Raw genomic sequence first — 19,346 nt, forward strand, 5'->3', positions numbered from 1 at the left:
TTGCCGGCCCGGGTCAGAGCAGCTCGAGGATGGTGGCGTTGGCCTGGCCACCACCCTCGCACATGGTCTGCAGCCCGTACCGGATCCCGTTGTCCCGCATGTGGTGCACCAGGGTGGTCATCAGGCGCGCACCGGAGCCGCCGAGCGGGTGACCCAGGGCGATAGCGCCACCGTTGGGGTTGAGCCGGGCCGGATCGGCGCCGAGCTCGGCGAGCCATGCCAACGGCACCGGCGCGAACGCCTCGTTCACCTCGTACGCGCCGATGTCGTCGATGGACAGACCGGAGCGCTGCAAGGCCTTCTGGGTCGCCGGAATCGGTGCCGTCAACATGATCACCGGATTCGCGCCGGCGAGCACCGCGGTATGTACCCGGACGATCGGCGTCAGCCCGTGTGCGGCAGCCAGCTCGCTGGTGGTGATCAGCATGGCGGCGCTGCCGTCCGAGATCTGCGAGCTGTTGCCGGCGGTGATGACGCCGTCCTCGGCGAACACCGTCCGCAGCCGACCCAGGCTCTCCAGGGTGCTGGACCGGATGCCCTCGTCGGCGGTGACGGTGCCGGTAGCGGTGGGCACCGGAGTGATCTGGGAGTCGAAGCGTCCGTCGGCGCGCGCCTTTGCCGCCTTCTCGTGCGACGCCACCGAGAACTCGTCCAGCCGGCCGCGCGACAGGCCCCACTGCTCGGCGATCATCTCCGCGCCGACTCCCTGATTGGGGGTCACCCCGCCGTAGCGGGCCAGCAGCTTGTCACCGAACGGATTCTGCCCGGCGGCATTGGAGCCGATCGGTATCCGGCTCATCGATTCGACGCCACCGGCGACCACGAAGTCGTACTGTCCGGAAATCACCCCGGCAGCGCCGAAATGCACTGCCTGCTGGGACGACCCGCACTGCCGGTCGATGGTCACGCCGGTGACGCTCTCCGGCCATCCGGCCGCCAGCACCGCATTACGGGCGATGTCGAAGGCCTGTTCACCGATCTGTCCGACGCATCCCCAGACGACGTCGTCGATCAGCGCGGGCTCCAGCCCGGTCCGGTCGGCGACGGCACCGAGTACGTGCGCGGAGAGCTCGACCGGATGAATCCCCGACAGTCCTCCGTTGCGCTTGCCGACCGGTGTCCGGACGGCCTCCACGATCACCGCATCACGCATCTGACAGTTCCTCTCTCAACCAGCATCCGTTGATCGGCGGTCCCGCCGACCACCCACCAGGCCCATATCCTGCATATCGACGCTACCGGCCGTTCCTTCGGCGCGGAGCACGTGCTTCATGATCCGGCCGAGCGCATTGGCGGGCAATGACTCTCGAATGTCCAGATACCGCGGCAGTGCGAAATAGGCGACCCGGTCGCGGAGGTGATCGATCAGGTCCGACGGCTCCATGCTCGCCCCCTGCGCCAGCACGACGCTCGCCTTCATCTCGTCGTCGCCGACGTCGGCCGGCACGGCGCTGACAGCGACGTCGGCCACCGCCGGAAGCTCCCTGATGAGCAGCTCGATGGACAGCGACGAGATGTTCTCGCCCCGGCGGCGGACGATGTCCTTCTTCCGGTCGACGAAGCTGACCGCGCCGCTCTGGTCCATCCTGCCGAAGTCGCCCGTGTGGTGCCAGAGGTTCCGCCAGGCGATCGCCGTCTCCTCGGGTTTGCGCCAGTAGCCGGAGTACATGGCGTTGGGCACCTTGGGACGCACCACGATCTCGCCCGCCCCACCCAGCGGCACCTCGTTGTCGAACTCGTCGTGGATGCGGACCTCCAGCAACGGTGAAGGCTGTCCACAGGTCGACGGGTCCCTGGGGCTGTTCGGGTCGGTGTTCGTTACCGGCACGCATTCGGTCTGCCCATATCCCTCGGCCATCACCGGGGTCTTGAACCGCTCGGCGAACTCCCGCTGCTGCGCCTCGGGCAGCGGCACCCAGGTGGCCATCCGGAACGACCGCGCGCCGTCCGTGGGCCGGGGCGGCTGCGCCAGAATCATCGCCCCCATCACCCCGACACCGACCAGCATGGTCGCCTCGGCGCGGGCCGCGTCGGCCATGAAGGTGGAGGCGTGGAAGTCGGAGGCGACGGCGAAGGAGGCGTCGTTGACCAGCGCGCTCATGAAGGCGACCATCTGGCCGCTCGAGTGGTACATCGGGAAGCCGGTGTAGACCCGGTCGCCGGGGATCACCCAGCCGCGCATGCCGTAAGCGCGCCCTACGTTGACGTAATACCCGGTGGACAGCACGCAGCCCTTGGCCGCCGCGGTGGTACCGGAGGTGTACATCAGCGTGATCGGGTCCGACGCATCCGGGGTTGCCCGCCGGTAGGCGCCCTCGTCGTCCAGCAGCCGGGAGAAGGGAACCGCGTCGCCGGCCGGCTCGTTCGCACCTTCAGGAACACCGACCGTGACGATCTGCTGCACACCGGCCCGTTCGAGATAACCGTCGGCGGCCGCCAACCCGACCGCGTCGGCGATCAGCACCTTCGGTTCACAGTCGTCCAGCTGGTAGGACAGGAAGTCGCCCTTGAGGAAGTAGTTCAGCGGCACCTGAACGGCGCCGAGTTTGGCGACGGCGAACAGGATGTCGATGGTCTCGATCCGGTTCGGGAGGATCCAGGCCACCCGATCGCCCTGGCCGACGCCCAGTCTCGCCAGTCCTGCCGCCACCCGGTCGCTGCGCCGGTCGACTTCGGCCGCGGAGAACCAGTTCAGCTCGTCGTCGCAGCAGACGAACTGGCCGTCCGGATCCTGCTCGACCCGCTGCCGCAGCGCGGCATCGACGGTGGTCGGCGGGCCAGGCGCCGGCAGCGGGCTGCCGAGCGCGTCCTCGGTCCCGGTCATGAGACTCCGATCCCCAGCGCCGGGTCGATCTCCCGCTTCGGCCACGCCGCATCCTCGGAGATCCACCTGGGCATGATCAGCAGTGCCTGCGCCTGGGCTGTGAGTACCCCGTCCGCGTCGTGACAGGTGGCGGCAAGAGTCCGCTTCGAGCCGTCGACCCGGTCCATCCGGCCGGCGAACTCTATTCGACCCAACGGGGTGGGTCGCCGGTAGCTCACCGACAGGTTCGCCGTCATGCCAAGGCTTTGCACCGAAGCGGCCGCCTCGGTGAACAGCTGGTCGAAGACCATCGCGATGATGCCTCCGTGCACGCAGCCCTGGGGTCCCTCGTACAGCGGGCCAAGGTCCAGCGTTGCCCGCGCGCCGTCCGGCGTCCAGCGGATCGCCTGTGCGCCGGTGGCGCAGGCGAACGGGTTGCGCAGCCCGAGGACGGCGTTGCCGTGCTCACGGCCGCCGCCGTCATGGTCGAGTTCCATGCCGAACCAGTCCTCGCGGGCACTGGTCCGCAGCCGATCGGTGAGTACCCTGACCTGCTCGGTGATCTCGGCAATCTCGGCGAGGTCGACCTCGGTGAGGATCTGCGCCTCGGACAACCGGCGCACGGACTGGGTGAGCTCCGCATGCAGGCGATCGGACTCGGCGGTCTGATCCCGCGTCGTCGAGATCCGGCGAAAGGCCATCATCGACGGCACGCCGGGCGCGTCTGTCATGCGACTCAGCCAACCATATGGTTGGTTTCGCGTGCCGCGCGGGTCCAGTGATCGGGCGACGACACGATACTCAACGGCGAACCGGACGGGACCGCCTCGACCAACAGCGACCGCCCGGTCCGCGGGTCGAGGTACGTGCGCTCGATGATCGCCGGCGCCACCTGCCGTTCCAGGGTCGGGCATCCCGAGGTCCACGAATCGGGCGCGTGTGCCAGGATCGCGCCGCTCTGCTCGGCCACCGCGGTGGCGCCGCGCCGCTGCACCCCGACGAACAATCGCTGCGGGGGCAGGTCCAGATCACCGGGCCGGGCCGGGCCGGCCACCGCTGTCGCCGCCGGCCGGGCCGCCAGCAGGCGCTCGGCGCGGATCTCGTCTCGCTGCCGGTCGGAGGCCTGCGGGTCGGGACTGCCGTCGTCGTGCATGACAACGCCGTAGGACGCCAGCGCCACCTCAGCAGTGATCCGACTGCACCGGACGTCGCGGGCCACCCGCTGCGGGTCACGGTCAAGCGGATCGCCGTAGCCGCCGGCGGTGGCCAGCGCGAATTCAACCGCGTCACCGTCGGTGAGCACCACATCACTGCTCTTGCCCGGCAGCGCGGTGCTGGTGCCGTCGGCGCGGTGCAGGGTGAACTCGCAGACCCCGCCCGGAAATCCGCCGGCAGCCCCGTTGAGCGGGATGTCCTCGCGGATGGCCAGACACTGACCGACGATCTGCGGTACGCCGTGCGGCCGTAGCTGCATGTGCGCACCGCCGCCGCTGCGGAAGGTGCCCTCGCCGAACGCGCCGCCACGGGCACGCTTGAAGTCGACGAGCATCGGGTAGGCCGCCTCCAGCGACTCGACGTCGCTGGCCTCCATGATCTGCGCGCGGGACACCATGAAGTTCGACAGGTCGATGCCGTCGTGGTCGTGCGCCGCCGCCGCCCCGCCCATCGCCCCGTCCAGCATCATCCAGCCGTCCGGGCCGAAAGGTCCTACGTAGGCCCAGATCTGGATGGCCAGCGTGGTCGACGCGATCGGCCCGGTCGCCAGGTGCGCCACTTCACTGTCCTGGGAGGCCGCGATTGCCATCATCACGCATTCGGTGGCGGCGGTCGATGCCGCCAGCGCGACGTCGCAGTGCGCCGAGGCGACCGGCGCCGGCGGCGCGCTGTGCATGATGGTGCCGGCCGGGCAGTTCACCGTGACCGGCGCGAACATGCCCTCGTTCAGCGGCAGGTCGTAGGTGAGCACATCCGAGATGTCGCCGACCACCCCGGCGGTCACGATGTGCGGCTGGGTGTTGAAGAAGTGGTCCGCCTGCGGTGGTGCGCCGTCGAAGTCGAAGACCAGCTCGTCGCCGCGCACCGTCATCCGGGTGGGCACCTGGTACAGCTCGTCGTGCCACTCCACCCACATGTCGTAGGAGTACTCGCCGTCGGCGAGCTGCCGGATCCGCCGGCGCATCTCCGCCTCGGCCAGCCGGCGCAACTCGGCCACCCCGTCGACGAAACCGGCGGTGCCCATGCCGTCGGCGATGGAGATCAGCTTGTCCGCGGCCACCTGGCAGCCGGCCACCAGGCTGCGCAGATCCATTTCCACCATGGCGGACTGGCGCACGTTGGTGCGCAGGATGCCCCAGACATCGGGCTGTTCGACCCCCGCACGGAACAGCCGTACCGGTGGGAACCGCAGCGCCTCCTGGTAGCACTCGGTGGCCGCCGGGGACCATGACCCGAACACCATGCCGCCCAGGTCGATCAGGTGGCCGGAGTTCACCACCCAGCCGATCAGCGTGTCGTGGTGGAACACCGGCATCTGGACGACGACGTCCTGCGGGTGCAGGCCGCCGCCGTTGTACGGGTCGTTGGACAGGAAGACGTCGCCGGGGGCGATGCTGCCGGCGTGGGTGGCCATGGTGACGTGCACCGCCGGCCCGCAGATGCCGAAGTGGTGGGAGATGGCCCCGCCGGCCACCATCATCGAGCCGTCCGCCTCGAGCAGAGTGCAGGAATAGTCCCGACTCTCGATGATGATGGGACTGATCGCGGTCCGCTCGATGGTGATCGCGCCCTCTTCGGCGACGGCCTGCAGCCGGGATCGCAACACCTCGAGGGCGATCGGGTCTGCGGCGGCGCGGTCGAACCCGGCGTCGGTGACGGTCATTTCACTGCCTCCAGGTGCAGGTTGCGGTAGGAGTCGACGGTGGCGGTGAATCCCGCGGGGATCCAGATGGTGGTGTCGTCGGCGTCGATCACGGCGGGACCGTCGAGCCGGTGCCCCGGTTGCAGTTCCCGACTGAGAACCGTTGGCACGTCATCGGGCTCACCAACCCGGCCGACATGGATCCGCCGGCTTCCGGCGGACCGCGGTGCGCCACCGGGCCCGTCGTCGTAGCGGGTCATGGTGGCCCGTACGGTCGCGCCGAGCCCGTAGGCGCGCAGCGTCACCAATTCCACCGGCGCACCGGTCGACACGGCGCCGGAGCCGTACCGGGACACGTATTCGTCGGTGAACCGCTGCACCAGGTCCGCCTGGCCGGCCTCGTCGAGCTCGCCGTGCCAGGGGATCTGCAGTTCGTAGTGCTGCCGGAAGAAGCGCACATCGGCGATCAGCCCGATCGTCATGTCCTTCTCCGGCACCTCGTCGGCCGCCAGGTCAGCGCGGACCTCCTCGGCCAGTTCCTTCGCGGTCTGCACCAGCACCGCTCCGTCGTCGGGCAGCAGCACCGACACCGCCCGGCTGCGCTCCCGCCGGACATCGGAGGTGGCGGCCCCGAAAGCGGACAGCACCGAGGCGAGCTCCGGGATGACGACCCCGCGCAACCCCAGTTCCCGGGCGATCTCGGCGCTGGACAGGGCGCCGCAACCGCCCATCGTGATCAGCGAGAATTCCCGCTGGTCGACGCCCTGCTCGGCGAACCGGGCGCGCAATGCCCTGGTCATGCTGGACTTGGCCACTTCCCAGATACCCCAGGCAGCCTCTATCGCGCTCATGCCGAGTCGCTCGCCGAGCTCCCGACACACCTGTAGCGCTGCGTCGCTGTCCAGGGTCATCTCGCCGCCGAGGAAGTGCCCAGGGTCGATGTAGCCGAGGACCACCAGCGCGTCGGTGACGGTCGGTGCAGTTCCGCCGCGGCCGTAGCAGGCCGGACCGGGATCCGCACCGGCCGACCGTGGCCCGACCCGGAGGATGTTCAACGAGTCGACCCAGCCGATGGACCCGCCGCCGGTGCCGATCGAGTTGATGTCGATCATCGGCAGTGCGGTCCAGATGCCCATCAGTTCACCGGTACTGCGCCGGGCCGCTACCCCGTCGGAGATGAACGAGACGTCGAACGACGTACCCCCGACGTCGCCGGTGACGGCCTTGGTGATGCCGGTGGCGGCGCAGACCGCCTGGGCGGCAATGACACCGGCCGCGGGACCGGACTCGGCCATGGTGGCCGGCAGCCGGCGGCCCTCGGCCACCGTGATCGAGCCGCCGCCGGAGTGCACCAGTAGCGGCGCCACCCGCAGCCCCCGATCGGCCAGTTCGGCCGCCAGCGAATCGACGCCGTCCAGCGCCCCGCCGGTGTAGGCGTTGAGCAACGCGAACTGGGTGCGTTCGAACTCCTTGACGACCGGCAGCAGATCCGAGCCCGAGGTGACGGGCAGGTCCGGGAATGCCGCGCGGATCGCCGCCACGGCAGCGCTTTCGTGGTCGTCGTTGACGCACGACCAAAGGAAGGAGACCGTCAGCCCCTCGATCCGGTGGTTGTCGACCAGCCACCGCGCTTGGGTCACCGCCTGCGCGGGGTCCAGCGCGGTGAGCACCGTGCCGGACCTGTCGATGCGCTCGGCGACGCCGCGGATGCGCTCCCGGTCCACCAGCGAATCCGGGGTGACCAGCCAGCCGTCGGCATGGATGCGCATGGCGCGTGCCATCGGCACCAGGTCCTCGAAGCCTTCGGTGGTGATCAGACCGAGCCGCCGACCGGTGCGGGAGGCGATGGTGTTCGTCACCGCGGTGGTGCCCAGCCCGAACCGTGCAACGCTCGGCAACAACGCGTCGAGGGTGGTGCCGGCCCGCTGCGCGACCCGCTCGCAGGCTTCCAGCACGCCGGCACCGAGATTGCCAGGGGTGCTCGGCGCCTTTGCCCGCCAGCTCGTGCTGCCGTCCGACAGGATCGCGTCGGTGAACGTGCCGCCGACATCGACTCCGATACAGGTGGCACTGCTGGTGGTGTCGAGTGCTGTCATCCGTTGTCTCCTCGTTGAGATGAGTCTGTGGCACCTGTCGACGGCTACGGCATGCTCACCGGTCTACCGTCGATGAGTTGGTCAAGAGACTCGACGATGCCCGCTCCCGCGCTGCCGTCGCGGGTGAAGGAGTAAGGGCCGTAACCGATTCTGGTGATCAGCTCGCCACCGGCACCGTCCGGACGACGGTGCCGCAACGGGGTGTGCTGACGACGGTCGCGGACGGTGGCGGTGATCCGTTCCGGGCCGCGGTCGGTGACGATCCGGCAGGTCACCTTCTCGATGAACCCGTCGTCGGTCCAGCTGTCCGCGATGTCCTCCAACCGGACATCGCGCAGAGTGCCGTCGCGCCACTCCATCGCCTCCAGGGTGGTGCCGCCGTCCTGGCGGTTCACCAGCAGCAGCATCAGCTGGCTCTCGTCCGCGAACGCCGCGGTGACCCACCGATAGCGCACCGGCCCGGCCCAGTCCCGCGGACCCCAGGAATGGTCCCGCAGACCGGCGCCGGACACCGCGAAGGTGTCCTCGCCGACCGCCAGGGTCCCCTGGACCCGGATGAACTGCTCGTAGTGGCCGCGGGCCATCGTCTCTTCCAGCACGTTCGTCTCGCCGTCCGCACCCAACGAGTCACCGCGCCCTGAGCAGGTCAGGTCGAGTCGCACCGGCGTCCGCGGTGCCGCGGCGAACGCGGACCGGGGGTCGGTGAGCGCCCGGGCATCGGTGAACTCGCTGGTTGGCCCGTCCCACCGGATGTGTTGCCTCACGTGGGGTTCGGCGATCTCCAGGGTCAGCGGCCCGGCCGCCAGCGTGTCCTGCTGCGAGGTCTCGACATTGTCGGTGGCGAACAGTGTCCGCCCGTCGGGCAGGAAGAACAGGGCACCGGCCTGAGCAGCGTTCCTGTTGTGCTGCAGGCCGATCCGCACCCATCCGGTGACGCCCGAGCCGGCGTCCGCAAAGTTGTAGTACGAGCTCTCGTTGTAGGCCGGGTCGTCGTCGGCGAGGTGCCGGCCCTCGTGCTCCGGACCGATCCGCTGGGTCATCTTTGTCGTTGTCACAGGTGCCTCCCAAGTGGTTACCGCGCTGCCAGCGCCTCGCGGGCGGCGGCTGCCCAGCGGGCCACCGCCGCCTCGAAGGTCGAGGAGTCGATGCGGTCGTTCATCACACCGGCCGCATAGCGTGACCGGGCCAGGTATCCGGTGCAGGCCAATCGCCAGCAGGCCAGGGCAAGGTATCCGGAGAAGTCGCCGAGTTCGTGCTCGCTCGCCGCCGCGTACCGGTCGAGGACCTCGGTGGTGCCGATCGATCCGGCGAAGGACGTCGGCATCACCGCGCCGAGCATCGCCGACGGCGGCGCTGTCCAGAAGGCCGTCAGCATTCCGAGGTCCGCCAGCGGCTCACCTAGCGTGGACAGCTCCCAGTCGAGAATGGCCGCGATGCCACCGTCTGCAGCCACAATCGCATTGCCCAATCGGAAGTCGCCGTGCACGATACGCGGCGACGACTGCGGGAATCCGAACGCGTCGAGGGCCGCCGCGATGGCGTCCAACTCCCTGCTGAGCTCGTCGCCGTAGCCCGCGGCACCGGCGATCTGGCCACGCCACCGGTGCAGTTGCCGGGCCACGTAATCGGTGCGCGGTCCGAGATCGCCCAGCCCGACCGCATCCGGATCGATCGCGTGCAGCCGGGCGAGTACGTCCACGATCTGCTGCGTTGCCCTGGTCATCACGGCCGGCGCCGGCGGTTGCACATCGCGGCCTTCCAGCACCCGACCATCGACGAAGTCGGTGATGTGACACGGAACCCCGAGCGGATCGTCCCCGGTGCCGACGTACCGCAGGGCCGGAACCGGCACGCCATGGTCGCGGACCGCTGCCATCACCCGCGCTTCCCGGCCGACGTCATGGGCGCCACCGCGCGCGGATTTCGCTGGTGGCCTGCGCAACACCCACGAAGCGCCGGTGGAGTCGGTGAGCCGGCTGGTCAGCATGCTGCGGCCGCCAGGGAAGTCGACGATGTCGAACGGGGGAACCGCTGCCGGCAGGATCTCGGCCAGCCAGGCCGACACCCTCACTTGCACCATCGGGTCGTCACGATCCTTCCGCGTCGGGTCTTCCCATCAGACCGCCATTCCCGCGCGATGTCAACTAGATGGTTGGGTTGCTATCGTGTGGTGCGACCGGCCGGTGGCAGCGAGCACGGCGGGAGAGAGGCGGCCTCGATGGATTTCGAGCTGGGGACGCGAGCGGACGAACTCCGTGAGCGTTTGCGCACATTGGTACGGCAGCACTTTCCGCCGACCTTTCTCGGGGCCTTCACCGACGACCCGGCCGACCTCGAACTCACCGAGCAGTTCTGTCGGCTGCTGGCCACCGAGCGGCTGCTGTGCCTGACCTGGCCCGCGGAGTACGGCGGCAACGACGGCTCGGTCTGGGAGCAAACCGTTGTGCGAGAGGAGATGTGGGCCGCCCACGAGCCGCGTGGCGCCCAGTACATGGGAGTGAACTGGGTAGGGCCGGCGATCATCCGGCACGGCAGCAAGGCGCAACAGGCGAAGCATCTGCCGCCGATCGCCGGCGGCGAGGTGATCTGGTGCCAGGGTTTCTCCGAACCGGAGGCCGGCAGCGACCTGGCGTCGCTGCGGACCAGGGCGGTGCCGCAGAGCGACGGCGGCTGGCGGGTGACCGGGCAGAAGGTGTGGACGTCGTACGCCACCATGGCGCAGTGGTGCGTGCTGGCGGCCTGCACCGACCCGCAGGCCCGGACCTCGGCGCGGCTGTCGCTGTTCCTGATCCCGATGGACCGCGCCGGCATCCAGGTCCGCCCGATTCCGGCGATGCTCGGCCCGCACCACCTCAACGAGGTGTTCCTCGACGAGGTCGAGGTGCGTCCCGACGAGATTCTGGGGGTCGAAGGCAACGGCTGGGCGATCATCCGGGATGCACTGGCCTACGAGCGGGTGGGCATCGCCCGCTACGCCCGGTGCGAGTCGCTGCTGGATCGGATCCGCGCCGAGTTGGGCGACAGTTTCGCCGCCCTGCCGGACAGCCTGTTGACCCGCTGGGCAAGGGCGAAGGTGGATCTGAGGTCGGCCCGACTGCTGGCCTACGCCGCCGTCGCGGATCAGGATGACGGCATCGACCCGGCGGCGGCGGCCGCCGCCCGGATCGCCACCACGCTGTGCGACCAGACCGTCGCCGAACTCCTGATGGACATCATGGGCGGCGACGGGCTGCGCTCGGGCGCCGACGCCCCGATCCACGGCGCCGCGGAGGACCATTGGCGGTACGCCCAGGCGGCGACGGTCGCCTCCGGAACCATCGAGGTGCAGAAGATGCTCGTCGCCCGACAGGTGCTGGGAGGCCGCTGATGGACAACCGGATCCCCGACGATGCCCGGGATTTCGAGCAGGCGGCCACCTCCCGGTTCGCCGCGGCCGGCGCGGTGGGCCTGGCCCGCCGTGCTCAGTACCGGCCCGACGTCCGATCGGAAGCCCTTGCCGCACTGGACGACCTGGGCGTCGACGAGTTGGACGTCCGGGCCGATGGTGAGCAACTGATCGCCGGTGCGCTGTTGTGCCGGGCGGCCGGGTCGGTGATGCTGCCGGCGCCGGTGGCACCCAGGCTGCTGGCCATCGGCTCCCGATGGAGTGCCCTGGTGGACCCACGGCATCCGATGGTCGACCACGGCGACCTGGGACCCGGCTGGGCCGGGCTGGATCTGTCCGGCCGGAGATGGCAGCTACAGCCGGGCGAAAGGGTGACCAAGCGGTTGGCGCCGTTCCTTCGGGAAGCAACACTGTCCGAACCGGAGCAGGCTGCCGACCCGAAGGATCTGGCCCGGCAACTGCTCCTGGAGTCCTGGAGCATCCTGGGCGCGGCCACGGCCGCATTCGAGCACACCCGCACCCACGTGCTGGAGCGCGAACAGTTCGGGCACCCGCTGGCCGGGTTCCAGACCGTCAGGTTCACCGTCGCGGACGGCTACGTACGACTGCGCGGGCTGGAGGAATCGGCGAAATACGCGACCTGGCGTTTGCCGTCGGTCGCGGTGGCGCAGGCCCGCGCCGACGCGATCGGTGTCCGCCTGCACGCTGTCGACGTGGCCATCTCGACCCTGCGGGTGGCGCACCAGCTGCACGGGGCTGTCGGCTTCTGCGACGAGACCGACGTGTCGATCCTTGACACCCACCTGCAACCGCTGTTGCGGCTGCCGGCCGGCGTGGACGCCCTGGCCAGGGAACTCGCCCCGGCCATCGGGGACGGCTCGTTCACCGGGCTGGACGGGACGTCAACCCACGCCCGTTGATTCCAACTAACCAGTTGGATACAGTTCGAAGGACGACACCGCAGTCGCCGGCTCGGCGACCACCCTGAACGGACGGGAGCACACCCGGCGATGCTGGAGCTGACCTATCCCCGCATGTTGGTCGGCGTCACGGACCGGACCCCGGACGCGACCGCAGTGATCTGTGACGACGGCAGCGGCTATCGCGCCACCTTCGCCCAGCACCTGGACCGGGTGCTGCGGCTGAAGTCCGCCCTGCGCCAGGGCCTCGGCGTCGCCGCCGACGAGCGATTCGCGGTACTGGCCGGCAACAGCCACCGGTTCCTGGAGCTGTGGCACACCGCGGCCTTCGGGACCGCGGTGATCAACCCGCTGAACACCCGGCTGGCACCGGCCGAGCTGGAGTTCATCCTCGGCGACTCGAACACCGACATCGTGTTCACCGACCGGACCTTCGCACCGGTCGTCGACCAGCTGCGGTCTCGTGTCGGGATCAAGAAGGTCGTGCTGCTGGACGACAGCGACTCCCCGCACGACATGCGGTACGAGGACCTGCTGGCCGCCCACGAACCGGCCGCCCCCGACGAACCCGACGAGAACGACGATGCCGTTCTGATGTACACCGGTGGCACCACCGGACTCCCCAAGGGCGTGCTGCTGTCGCTGGGGACCATCGCCCGCAACGTCTACCACCTCGACTACGCCTACCGGATCCTGACCAACCACGACGTCTACCTGGTGAACACGCCGATGTTCCACGCCGCCGGATGTTTCGGCGTCTTCGGCATCCCGGCCGCGGGCAGCACCAACGTCATCCAGCCCACCTTCGACGCCGGCCGGACCATCGCCGCGGCCGACGAATACGGGGTCTCGATCGTCGGCGTTGTCGCCTCGATGCTCGGCATGATCATGGACCACGGCGACTTCGCCCCGGAGAAGTTCTCCCGGCTGCGGATCGTCGGCTACGGCGGTTCACCGCTGCCGAGCAGCATCCAATCCCGCTTCATGCGCTACTTCCCGGCCGCGGACATGATGCAGCTGTACGGGATGACGGAGGGATCGGCGACGGTCACCTGCCTGACGCCGGCCGATCATCGCGCCGGTGGCGCCAGGATCGGCTCGGTGGGCAGGGCGATTCCGGGCGTTCGGGTGCAGATCCACGACCCGGACACCGACGAACTGCTGCCCACCGGGAGCGTCGGCGAGATCGTGATGAAGTCGTCGGTCGTCATGAAGGAGTACTGGAACCGGCCACCGGAGAACGCCAAGGCGTTGCGCGACGGCTGGTACCACACCGGGGACGCCGGGTACCTGGACGACGAGGGTTACCTGTTCATCACCGACCGGGTCAAGGACATGATCATCTCCGGTGGCGAGAACGTCTACTCGGTAGAGGTCGAGAACGCACTGGCCGCACACCCGGCCGTCGCCCAGGTCGCGGTGATCGGCATTCCGTCCGAGCAGTGGGGCGAGGCGGTGCATGCGGTGGTCTACCTGCGGCCGGGAGAAAACGTGACCCAGGACGAGCTGAAGGATCACGCCCGGCAGTCGCTGGCGGGTTACAAGGTGCCGAAGTCGGTCGACCTGCGGACCGAGCCGCTGCCCATGTCGGCGGCCATGAAGATCCTGAAACGTGAACTGCGGGAACCGTTCTGGGCCGGCCGGGAGCGGCGGATCTGATTTCAGCGCGCGGGCTGTGCCGCCCCGCCGTGCAGGATGGTGTGCAGCGAGTCCTGGACCCGGGTGCCACCGGTGGTGACCTGGAAGGGGACCCACAGCAACTCCCGGACACCCAGCGCCAGCAGGTCGATGCCGGTGTCCGAGGAGAAGCTCCCGTTTCTCAGGCCGCTGGTCAGGATCGCCGTGAGCACCTGCAACCGGCGGCGGTTCCCGCTCATCGCCTGATCTGCGTCGTCGGGTGAAGCGGTGCGCCACCAGACCTGCACGGTGGCGTACTCGCGCCGGAATCGCGGCCCGGCCAGCCCCATCAGGCCGCACAGGCCGTCGAGAGCAACCACCGGATCCGTGGTGGCGTCGATGATCCGATCGGTGCCGGCGAGCAGTTCCGTGGAAAACCCGCCGACGATCTCGGTGACGATCTGGCGCTTCGAGGCGAAGTGCCGGTAGATGCCGGCGGCCGGAAAACCGGCGGTCTCGGCGATGTCCCGCATGGTGGTGGCGTCGACCCCGCGGCGGGCGAACTCGATCCTGGCCGCCTCCAGGATCTCGCCCCGTCGCCCGGCGGGAGTTTCCGGGGCTGCCCACCGGGCCCGGATGTCGGCGAGCACCCGCGTCAGCCGATCGGTCTGCGGAACTGTCCCGCTCGCGGCTGGAGCGCACAGACCGTCGAGGACCAGGGTGCAGAAGGCCGCCGGCAGTTCCGTCGGTGGACGGTCCGGTGCACTGACGCTGCCGGTCACGGCGACGTGCCGCAGCGCGGCCCGCAACAGGCCGGGGTCGATACCGGTCCGCAGCCGCCCAGCATCGGCGGCCCGCCCGATCAGGATGCCGATGGCGCTGCCGACACCGGCAGGCTGGGCGCGCACCAGATCGGTCAGCCCGGCGCGCGCGGTGCCGGGTGGCTCGAGCAGGCAGAGGGCCAGCGCGGCCCGGTGCCGGGCGAAGAACGCGGCACAGTCAGTGACGAAGGCCCGTAGGTCCGCAATCGGGTCGCCGCGTCGCCGCAGGCCCCGCCGTCGAATCCCGACCAGACCGGCGGCCATCGCCTGCACCAGCTCGACGGCGATCGCTTCCTTGGAGTCGAAGTGGTGGTACAGGCTGCCGGGCAGGATGCCGGCCCGTTCGGCGACCTGCCGGAGCGAACTGCCGGCATAGCCGGCGGCGGCGAACTGGTCCGCGGCCGCGGCCAGCACCTCGGCGCGCCGGGCCGTGCCGGTGTCATGCGTTGGCATCGGCGGCCGGCTCGGCTCGCTCGCCGGAGGCCACCGGCCGGGTGCGTGGCCGGCGTGGCGGGCGTCCCTGCGCATCGAGTTCCACGATGGCGTGCACCGGGCAGTCCAGCAAGGCGCGGCGCACGCCCGTCTGGTGTTCCGGGGCGACGGTATCGCCGGCCGCCAGGCTGACGTACCCCCACTCGTCCGCGGAAAAGGTCTCCGGCGCGTGCACCACGCACAGCCCGAAGCCGTCGCACAGCGTGCGATCCACAGCGATCCTCATCGTCCCATCCTTCCCGCGGCGCGTCACAGTACCGCTGCGAACGGCGCCGCCGCATCCGGGGTGACGGTCACCGAGCCGGCGGGGCCGCACCCGTCGCAGTGCCCGGACAGGTGCTGCTGCACGGCTTTCGGGTGTTCGGCCAACAGGGTCCTGGCGATGTTCGTCGCCGCGTCGAGGGTGCCGCAGGCTCCCCTGCCGGTCAGGAAACCCGACCAGTAGGCCAGCCGGTCGAGGTTCGACGCGTCGGCCTCCCCGGCGGCCAGGGCGGACAGCACTGCGCTCATCGCCGCGGTCCCGTTGAAGCAGGAGCCGCACTGGCCGGCGTTCTCCCGAGCGAAGTAGGCCATCAGCTGAGCCGTCAGCACGACCGGGCAGTCGGTCGGCCCGAGCAGGGCGACGGCGCCGCAGCCCAGCCCGCTGCCCGCGGCGCGCAGGGCCGACGGGTCCAGCGGCACGTCCAGCAGGGCGGGGCCGGTCACGCCGGTGAAAAAGCCGCCCATCAGCACCCCGGTCACCGTCGACGGGTCTTCCCCGCGCCAGTACAGCAGGTCGCGCACCGTCACCCCGAACGGCACCTCGAACAACCCGGGGGCGGTCCGCCCGGCCATCGTGACCAGCAGCGTTCCCGGGGACGTCGCGGTACCGACCGCGGCGTAGGCGTCGGCACCGATCCGGTGGATCAGGGCCAGCTGCGCCAGCGTCTCGACATTGCTGACCAGCGTCGGCCGGCCGTCCACCCCCTCCTGATAGGGCCTCGGCGGTTTGTCGGTGGGCAGCGCGGGACCGCCGTCGATGGCGCGCACCACCGCGGTCTCCTCACCGGCGACGTACCCCGGATCCACCTGGATCACGCGGATCGGCGGGTCGTCCGTGAGCTCGGCGAGGGCGTGCCCGACGGCGTCGGCAGCGGCAGGGTCGGACAGGTAGACGTACCGGGTGGCCGCATCGACGAGGGCGGCGGCCAGCCGGAGCCCGTCCAGCACCAGGTGCGGTCGGTGACGCAGCAGCCACCTGTCCTTGATCGACGCCGGCTCGCCTTCCTCCCCGTTGGCCACCACGACGGCCGGGCCGCTGCCGAGAGCCACCTCGTCCCTGACCCCGGACAGCTTGCGGTGCAGCGGGAATGCCGCGCCTCCCCGGCCGCGTAGGTCCAGCGTCCTGACCTGGTCGAACAGGCCGTCCGGGTCGGCAAGCTCCCGGTAGCCGCCCCGTCCGGCATAGCCGGCCAGGCTCTCCGGCAGGTCGGATCCGTCAGGGCCGGCCAGCAGCCGACCCTCGGCGCCCGGGAAGGCCGCAACCACCGGCCGCAGGTCGGCGGGGGTCACCACGGTCATCTGCTGTCCCTTCAGGCCATCACGATGACGTCGTCACCGTCGACGCGCACCGGGTAGGTCCGGATGCTCCACTCCGGTTTGACGGCGGTGGTCCCGGTGGCGAGTTCGAATCCCCACTGATGCCAAGGGCAATAGATGAACTCACCCTCCCGGGCCTCGGAGGCACCGCCGGGGGCCGACGGGTCGACCACCGATCGCCCGTGGGTGCGGCCCAGGCACAGTGGGCCACCCTCGTGCGGGCAGTAGTTGGCGATCGCGTAGAACCGGCCACGCACGTTGTACACGCCGACGCCGTAGCGGCCGATCGGGACGATCTTGTGCTGCCCGGGCGGGATCTCGGCCACCGTCGCCACTACATGCTCGCGGCCGGCGGGCAGCGGGTGGGCGACCACGCCGCGGGTCCGGCGGCCGTCGCTGCTGGTGACGGCGGCTTCGGACGGACCGCACATCACTGGATGACCCTCTTCTGCCCGGCCAGCGCCGGCACCTCGGTGGGCAGTCCGAACAGCTCGATGGCGTTGCCGAACATCACCTTTTCACGCATCCGGGCGGGGATGTGCTTGAGCAGCCACTGTGGGTCGTCGAAGGTCCAGTGCGGGTAGTCGGAGGAGAACAGCAGCATCGTGTCGGCCTGCATCCACTCCAGCGCCCTGGTCAGTTCCAGCTTGTTCTCCGGATAGTCCAGCGGCTGGGTGGTGAACCAGATGTTGTCCCTGACGTACTCACTCGGCTTGCGCTTGAGCCCGAGCTCACCGCTGCGGGCGGCTGCCATCGCGTCCATCCGCCACATCACCGGCAGGATCCAGCTGAAGGCATGTTCGATGAACACGATCTTCAGCTCCGGAAACCGGTCGAAGACACCGTCGAAGATCAGGCTCATCACCTGGTTCACCGCGAGCATCGAGTAGGTGACCATGAGGTCGTGGTTGTAGGTCATGAACCCGACCGGCGACATCGGCAGCTGCTCGTGCTCGCCGCGGCCGAGGTGACACGCCACCGGGATACCGTGCTTGACGGCGGCCGCCCAGACCGGGTCGTACTTCGGGTCGCCCCAGGCCGGGCGGGGCTCGGCGTCGATGAGGATCTGGGACATGAACGGGTGCCCGGCCCACTTCTCGATCTCGACGACCGCATCCGGCGGCGAACCGATGGCCGCACAGATGGATCCGCGATAGCGCTGGTGCCAGTTGTGCTTCGCATCCAGCCAGCAGGAGTCCTGCCACAGGTTCGTGGCCTCGGTCATCGCCACCACCTCCTCGGTGGTCTGCCCCCGCTCGGGCAGCGGACCGAGGATCGCGATGTCGGAACCCGCCTCCAGGATCAGCTGGCGGAAGGTCAGCTCGGGGTCCGAGCCGGCGAAGTTGCCGTCACCCGGGAAGGTGTCGGTCCGCATCGCCATCGCGTGGTGATAGTCGGGCGCGTCGTAGTACACCCCGTTGCCGGCCATCCGTTTGCGATCGGACAGCAGTGAGCGGTACGGCTCGCGGACGAACGGCTCGAACTCGCCGCGTTTCGGTGTGGGGTGCACGTCGCAGTCCACGACGCGCAGCGGAACGGTCTGTTCGCCGAGCTGCCGAGGTTGTTCGGCCTGGACGGTCATCACGGTCTCCTTTCGCGTGCTGCGGTTCGGGTGGTGCAGCGGTTCAGGTGGTGCAGCGGTTCAGGTGGTGCAGCGGTTCAGGTGGTGCTGACGGTGACGCTGGGCAACTCGATGCCGTAGAGCCGGGCGGCGTTGCCGCCCAGTACCTTTGCCCGCTGCTGCGCGGTCCACGCCGACGGCAGGCTGTCGGGCGTGGTGTGCTGCCAGCTCGGGTAGGCCGAGCCGAACATCAGCATGTCGGCCTTGCCGGTGAAATCCAGCCATTCGGCCGCGAAGTCGGCCTCCGGCGGACCGTCCGCCATGCCCTGGACGAAGAACACGTGTTCTGGCAGGTAGTCACTGGGAATTCTTGGCGCCCAGGGGGTCTGCTCCAGGTGTGGCCGACCGAAGGTGTCGAACCGCCAGCTCATCGGGGTGAGCAGATCGGCGCCGCCGTCGGTCCAGACGATCTTCAGGTCGGGAAAACTCTCGAAGACGCCCTCGGCGATCATGTTGAACAGGTGCCACACGAAGGTCAGCGGCTGGTAGGCGGCCAGGTGCGCGTAGGTCCTGGTGATCCCGGACGGGGTCGGCGAGAATCGGGTCCCGGTACCCATTTCGATGTGCACGGCAACCGGCAGCCCGGCCTCGCAGGCCGCCCGCCAGAGCGGCCGGAACTGTGCCCTGCCGTACGGCGCCTGCGACTGCATCGGGATGCCGATCTGCACCACCCGGGGGTGGTCGGCCCATTTCTCGATCTCGGCAACGGCGGAGTCGATGTCGTTGGGGTTGACCCTGATGGTTCCGCGGTAGCGGTCGGCATACGGTCCGTCGTCCAGCCATCGCTCGACGAGCATCCGGTTGGTGGCGGCGAGCACCGCGGTCCCCAGGTGCCAGTCCGGGAAGGTCGACGCGGCCGTCATCGGGTGCAGCACGGCGATGTCGGCGCCCTGCTCGTCGAGTACTGCCTTGCCGGTTGCCACCGGGTCCGAACCCGGGTGGGCGCGTTTCGGCAGCTCGCTGCCCGGCGTGTACCTGGGGCCGGCCACCGGGGCGAACCAGCTGACGTCCGTGTGCGGGTAGCCGCGGCTGGCGAACGGCTCGGCAAGGTGGCCGCGCAGATCCTTGTCCGAGGCGAAGAAGACACCGACGCTGGCATCGATGACCGGTGTGTCACTCATCGTCGACTCCTGTTGCTGGATGGAGGTCTTGGCGT

At 69.6% G+C, this 19,346-nt stretch carries 16 protein-coding genes; 3 read left to right on the forward strand and 13 right to left on the reverse strand.

Annotated features, from left to right (window positions below):
• Positions 1-13: 13 nt before the first annotated feature.
• Genes K340_RS0124550 through K340_RS34795 form a run of 7 tightly spaced genes read right to left on the reverse strand, consistent with a single transcriptional unit; the run spans position 14 to position 9,836 of the window.
• Positions 14-1,153, reverse strand: coding sequence for a thiolase family protein (locus K340_RS0124550; protein ID WP_029138637.1), 1,140 nt, complete (start codon positions 1,151-1,153; stop codon positions 14-16).
• Between the two features lie 15 nt (positions 1,154-1,168).
• Positions 1,169-2,824, reverse strand: coding sequence for an AMP-binding protein (locus K340_RS33110; protein ID WP_051267562.1), 1,656 nt, complete (start codon positions 2,822-2,824; stop codon positions 1,169-1,171).
• Positions 2,821-3,534, reverse strand: coding sequence for a PaaI family thioesterase (locus tag K340_RS33115; RefSeq protein WP_161632180.1), 714 nt, complete (start codon positions 3,532-3,534; stop codon positions 2,821-2,823). The genes K340_RS33110 and K340_RS33115 overlap by 4 nt, the downstream gene beginning before the upstream one ends.
• A 5-nt stretch (positions 3,535-3,539) precedes the next feature.
• On the reverse strand, positions 3,540-5,681 hold the full coding sequence (locus K340_RS0124565) for a hydantoinase B/oxoprolinase family protein (protein WP_029138638.1): 2,142 nt from the start codon (positions 5,679-5,681) through the stop codon (positions 3,540-3,542).
• Positions 5,678-7,756, reverse strand: a complete 2,079-nt coding sequence (locus tag K340_RS0124570; RefSeq protein WP_029138639.1) for a hydantoinase/oxoprolinase family protein — start codon at positions 7,754-7,756, stop codon at positions 5,678-5,680. Before K340_RS0124570 ends, K340_RS0124565 begins: the two co-directional genes overlap by 4 nt.
• Before the next feature lie 44 nt (positions 7,757-7,800).
• A complete protein-coding gene (locus K340_RS0124575; protein WP_029138640.1) occupies positions 7,801-8,796 on the reverse strand; it encodes a DUF7065 domain-containing protein in 996 nt (331 codons plus the stop codon).
• A 32-nt stretch (positions 8,797-8,828) separates the two neighbouring features.
• On the reverse strand, positions 8,829-9,836 hold the full coding sequence (locus K340_RS34795) for a phosphotransferase family protein (protein ID WP_051267566.1): 1,008 nt from the start codon (positions 9,834-9,836) through the stop codon (positions 8,829-8,831).
• Positions 9,837-9,974: 138 nt separating this feature from the next.
• On the opposite strand from K340_RS34795, the gene K340_RS0124585 reads away from it, so the two are divergent.
• The 3 genes from K340_RS0124585 (at position 9,975) to K340_RS0124595 (ending at position 13,720) form a co-directional block, all read left to right on the forward strand.
• Complete coding sequence (locus K340_RS0124585) at positions 9,975-11,123, forward strand: acyl-CoA dehydrogenase family protein (protein ID WP_029138641.1); 1,149 nt, start codon at positions 9,975-9,977, stop codon at positions 11,121-11,123.
• Entirely contained in the window at positions 11,123-12,061 is a 939-nt protein-coding gene (locus tag K340_RS33125; RefSeq protein WP_051267568.1) for an acyl-CoA dehydrogenase family protein, read from the forward strand. The genes K340_RS0124585 and K340_RS33125 overlap by 1 nt, the downstream gene beginning before the upstream one ends.
• Positions 12,062-12,151: 90 nt before the next feature.
• Entirely contained in the window at positions 12,152-13,720 is a 1,569-nt protein-coding gene (locus tag K340_RS0124595) for a long-chain-fatty-acid--CoA ligase (protein ID WP_051267570.1), read from the forward strand.
• 2 nt (positions 13,721-13,722) lie between these two features.
• Here K340_RS0124595 and K340_RS0124600 read toward each other — a convergent pair whose 3' ends face one another.
• From K340_RS0124600 to K340_RS0124625, 6 genes are all read right to left on the reverse strand, one after another.
• Entirely contained in the window at positions 13,723-14,952 is a 1,230-nt protein-coding gene (locus K340_RS0124600) for a TetR/AcrR family transcriptional regulator (RefSeq protein ID WP_029138643.1), read from the reverse strand.
• Positions 14,939-15,217, reverse strand: coding sequence for a ferredoxin (locus K340_RS0124605; protein WP_029138644.1), 279 nt, complete (start codon positions 15,215-15,217; stop codon positions 14,939-14,941). Before K340_RS0124605 ends, K340_RS0124600 begins: the two co-directional genes overlap by 14 nt.
• Before the next feature lie 23 nt (positions 15,218-15,240).
• On the reverse strand, positions 15,241-16,551 hold the full coding sequence (locus tag K340_RS33130) for an NADH-ubiquinone oxidoreductase-F iron-sulfur binding region domain-containing protein (RefSeq protein ID WP_051267572.1): 1,311 nt from the start codon (positions 16,549-16,551) through the stop codon (positions 15,241-15,243).
• Positions 16,552-16,562: 11 nt separating this feature from the next.
• Positions 16,563-17,000, reverse strand: coding sequence for a Rieske (2Fe-2S) protein (locus tag K340_RS0124615; RefSeq protein WP_084614937.1), 438 nt, complete (start codon positions 16,998-17,000; stop codon positions 16,563-16,565).
• Entirely contained in the window at positions 17,000-18,151 is a 1,152-nt protein-coding gene (locus tag K340_RS0124620; protein WP_029138646.1) for an amidohydrolase family protein, read from the reverse strand. Before K340_RS0124620 ends, K340_RS0124615 begins: the two co-directional genes overlap by 1 nt.
• Positions 18,152-18,228: 77 nt before the next feature.
• Positions 18,229-19,311, reverse strand: a complete 1,083-nt coding sequence (locus K340_RS0124625; protein WP_037366622.1) for an amidohydrolase family protein — start codon at positions 19,309-19,311, stop codon at positions 18,229-18,231.
• Positions 19,312-19,346 lie beyond the last annotated feature (35 nt).

It is taken from the genome of Nakamurella lactea DSM 19367 (assembly GCF_000426645.1).
In the GTDB taxonomy this organism is placed as follows: domain Bacteria; phylum Actinomycetota; class Actinomycetes; order Mycobacteriales; family Nakamurellaceae; genus Nakamurella; species Nakamurella lactea.

What these genes read in the sequence shown, in the direction of transcription:
- K340_RS0124625 (WP_037366622.1), bottom strand. Translation starts at nt 19,311, where the DNA reads ATGAGTGACACACCGGTCATCGATGCCAGCGTCGGTGTCTTCTTCGCC.
- K340_RS0124615 (WP_084614937.1), bottom strand. Translation starts at nt 17,000, where the DNA reads ATGTGCGGTCCGTCCGAAGCCGCCGTCACCAGCAGCGACGGCCGCCGG.
- K340_RS0124595 (WP_051267570.1), top strand. Translation starts at nt 12,152, where the DNA reads ATGCTGGAGCTGACCTATCCCCGCATGTTGGTCGGCGTCACGGACCGG.
- K340_RS0124565 (WP_029138638.1), bottom strand. Translation starts at nt 5,681, where the DNA reads ATGACCGTCACCGACGCCGGGTTCGACCGCGCCGCCGCAGACCCGATC.
- K340_RS0124605 (WP_029138644.1), bottom strand. Translation starts at nt 15,217, where the DNA reads ATGAGGATCGCTGTGGATCGCACGCTGTGCGACGGCTTCGGGCTGTGC.
- K340_RS0124570 (WP_029138639.1), bottom strand. Translation starts at nt 7,756, where the DNA reads ATGACAGCACTCGACACCACCAGCAGTGCCACCTGTATCGGAGTCGAT.
- K340_RS33110 (WP_051267562.1), bottom strand. Translation starts at nt 2,824, where the DNA reads ATGACCGGGACCGAGGACGCGCTCGGCAGCCCGCTGCCGGCGCCTGGC.
- K340_RS0124575 (WP_029138640.1), bottom strand. Translation starts at nt 8,796, where the DNA reads ATGACCCAGCGGATCGGTCCGGAGCACGAGGGCCGGCACCTCGCCGAC.
- K340_RS34795 (WP_051267566.1), bottom strand. Translation starts at nt 9,836, where the DNA reads ATGGTGCAAGTGAGGGTGTCGGCCTGGCTGGCCGAGATCCTGCCGGCA.
- K340_RS33125 (WP_051267568.1), top strand. Translation starts at nt 11,123, where the DNA reads ATGGACAACCGGATCCCCGACGATGCCCGGGATTTCGAGCAGGCGGCC.
- K340_RS0124600 (WP_029138643.1), bottom strand. Translation starts at nt 14,952, where the DNA reads ATGCCAACGCATGACACCGGCACGGCCCGGCGCGCCGAGGTGCTGGCC.
- K340_RS0124585 (WP_029138641.1), top strand. Translation starts at nt 9,975, where the DNA reads ATGGATTTCGAGCTGGGGACGCGAGCGGACGAACTCCGTGAGCGTTTG.
- K340_RS0124550 (WP_029138637.1), bottom strand. Translation starts at nt 1,153, where the DNA reads ATGCGTGATGCGGTGATCGTGGAGGCCGTCCGGACACCGGTCGGCAAG.
- K340_RS33115 (WP_161632180.1), bottom strand. Translation starts at nt 3,534, where the DNA reads ATGACAGACGCGCCCGGCGTGCCGTCGATGATGGCCTTTCGCCGGATC.
- K340_RS0124620 (WP_029138646.1), bottom strand. Translation starts at nt 18,151, where the DNA reads ATGACCGTCCAGGCCGAACAACCTCGGCAGCTCGGCGAACAGACCGTT.
- K340_RS33130 (WP_051267572.1), bottom strand. Translation starts at nt 16,551, where the DNA reads ATGACCGTGGTGACCCCCGCCGACCTGCGGCCGGTGGTTGCGGCCTTC.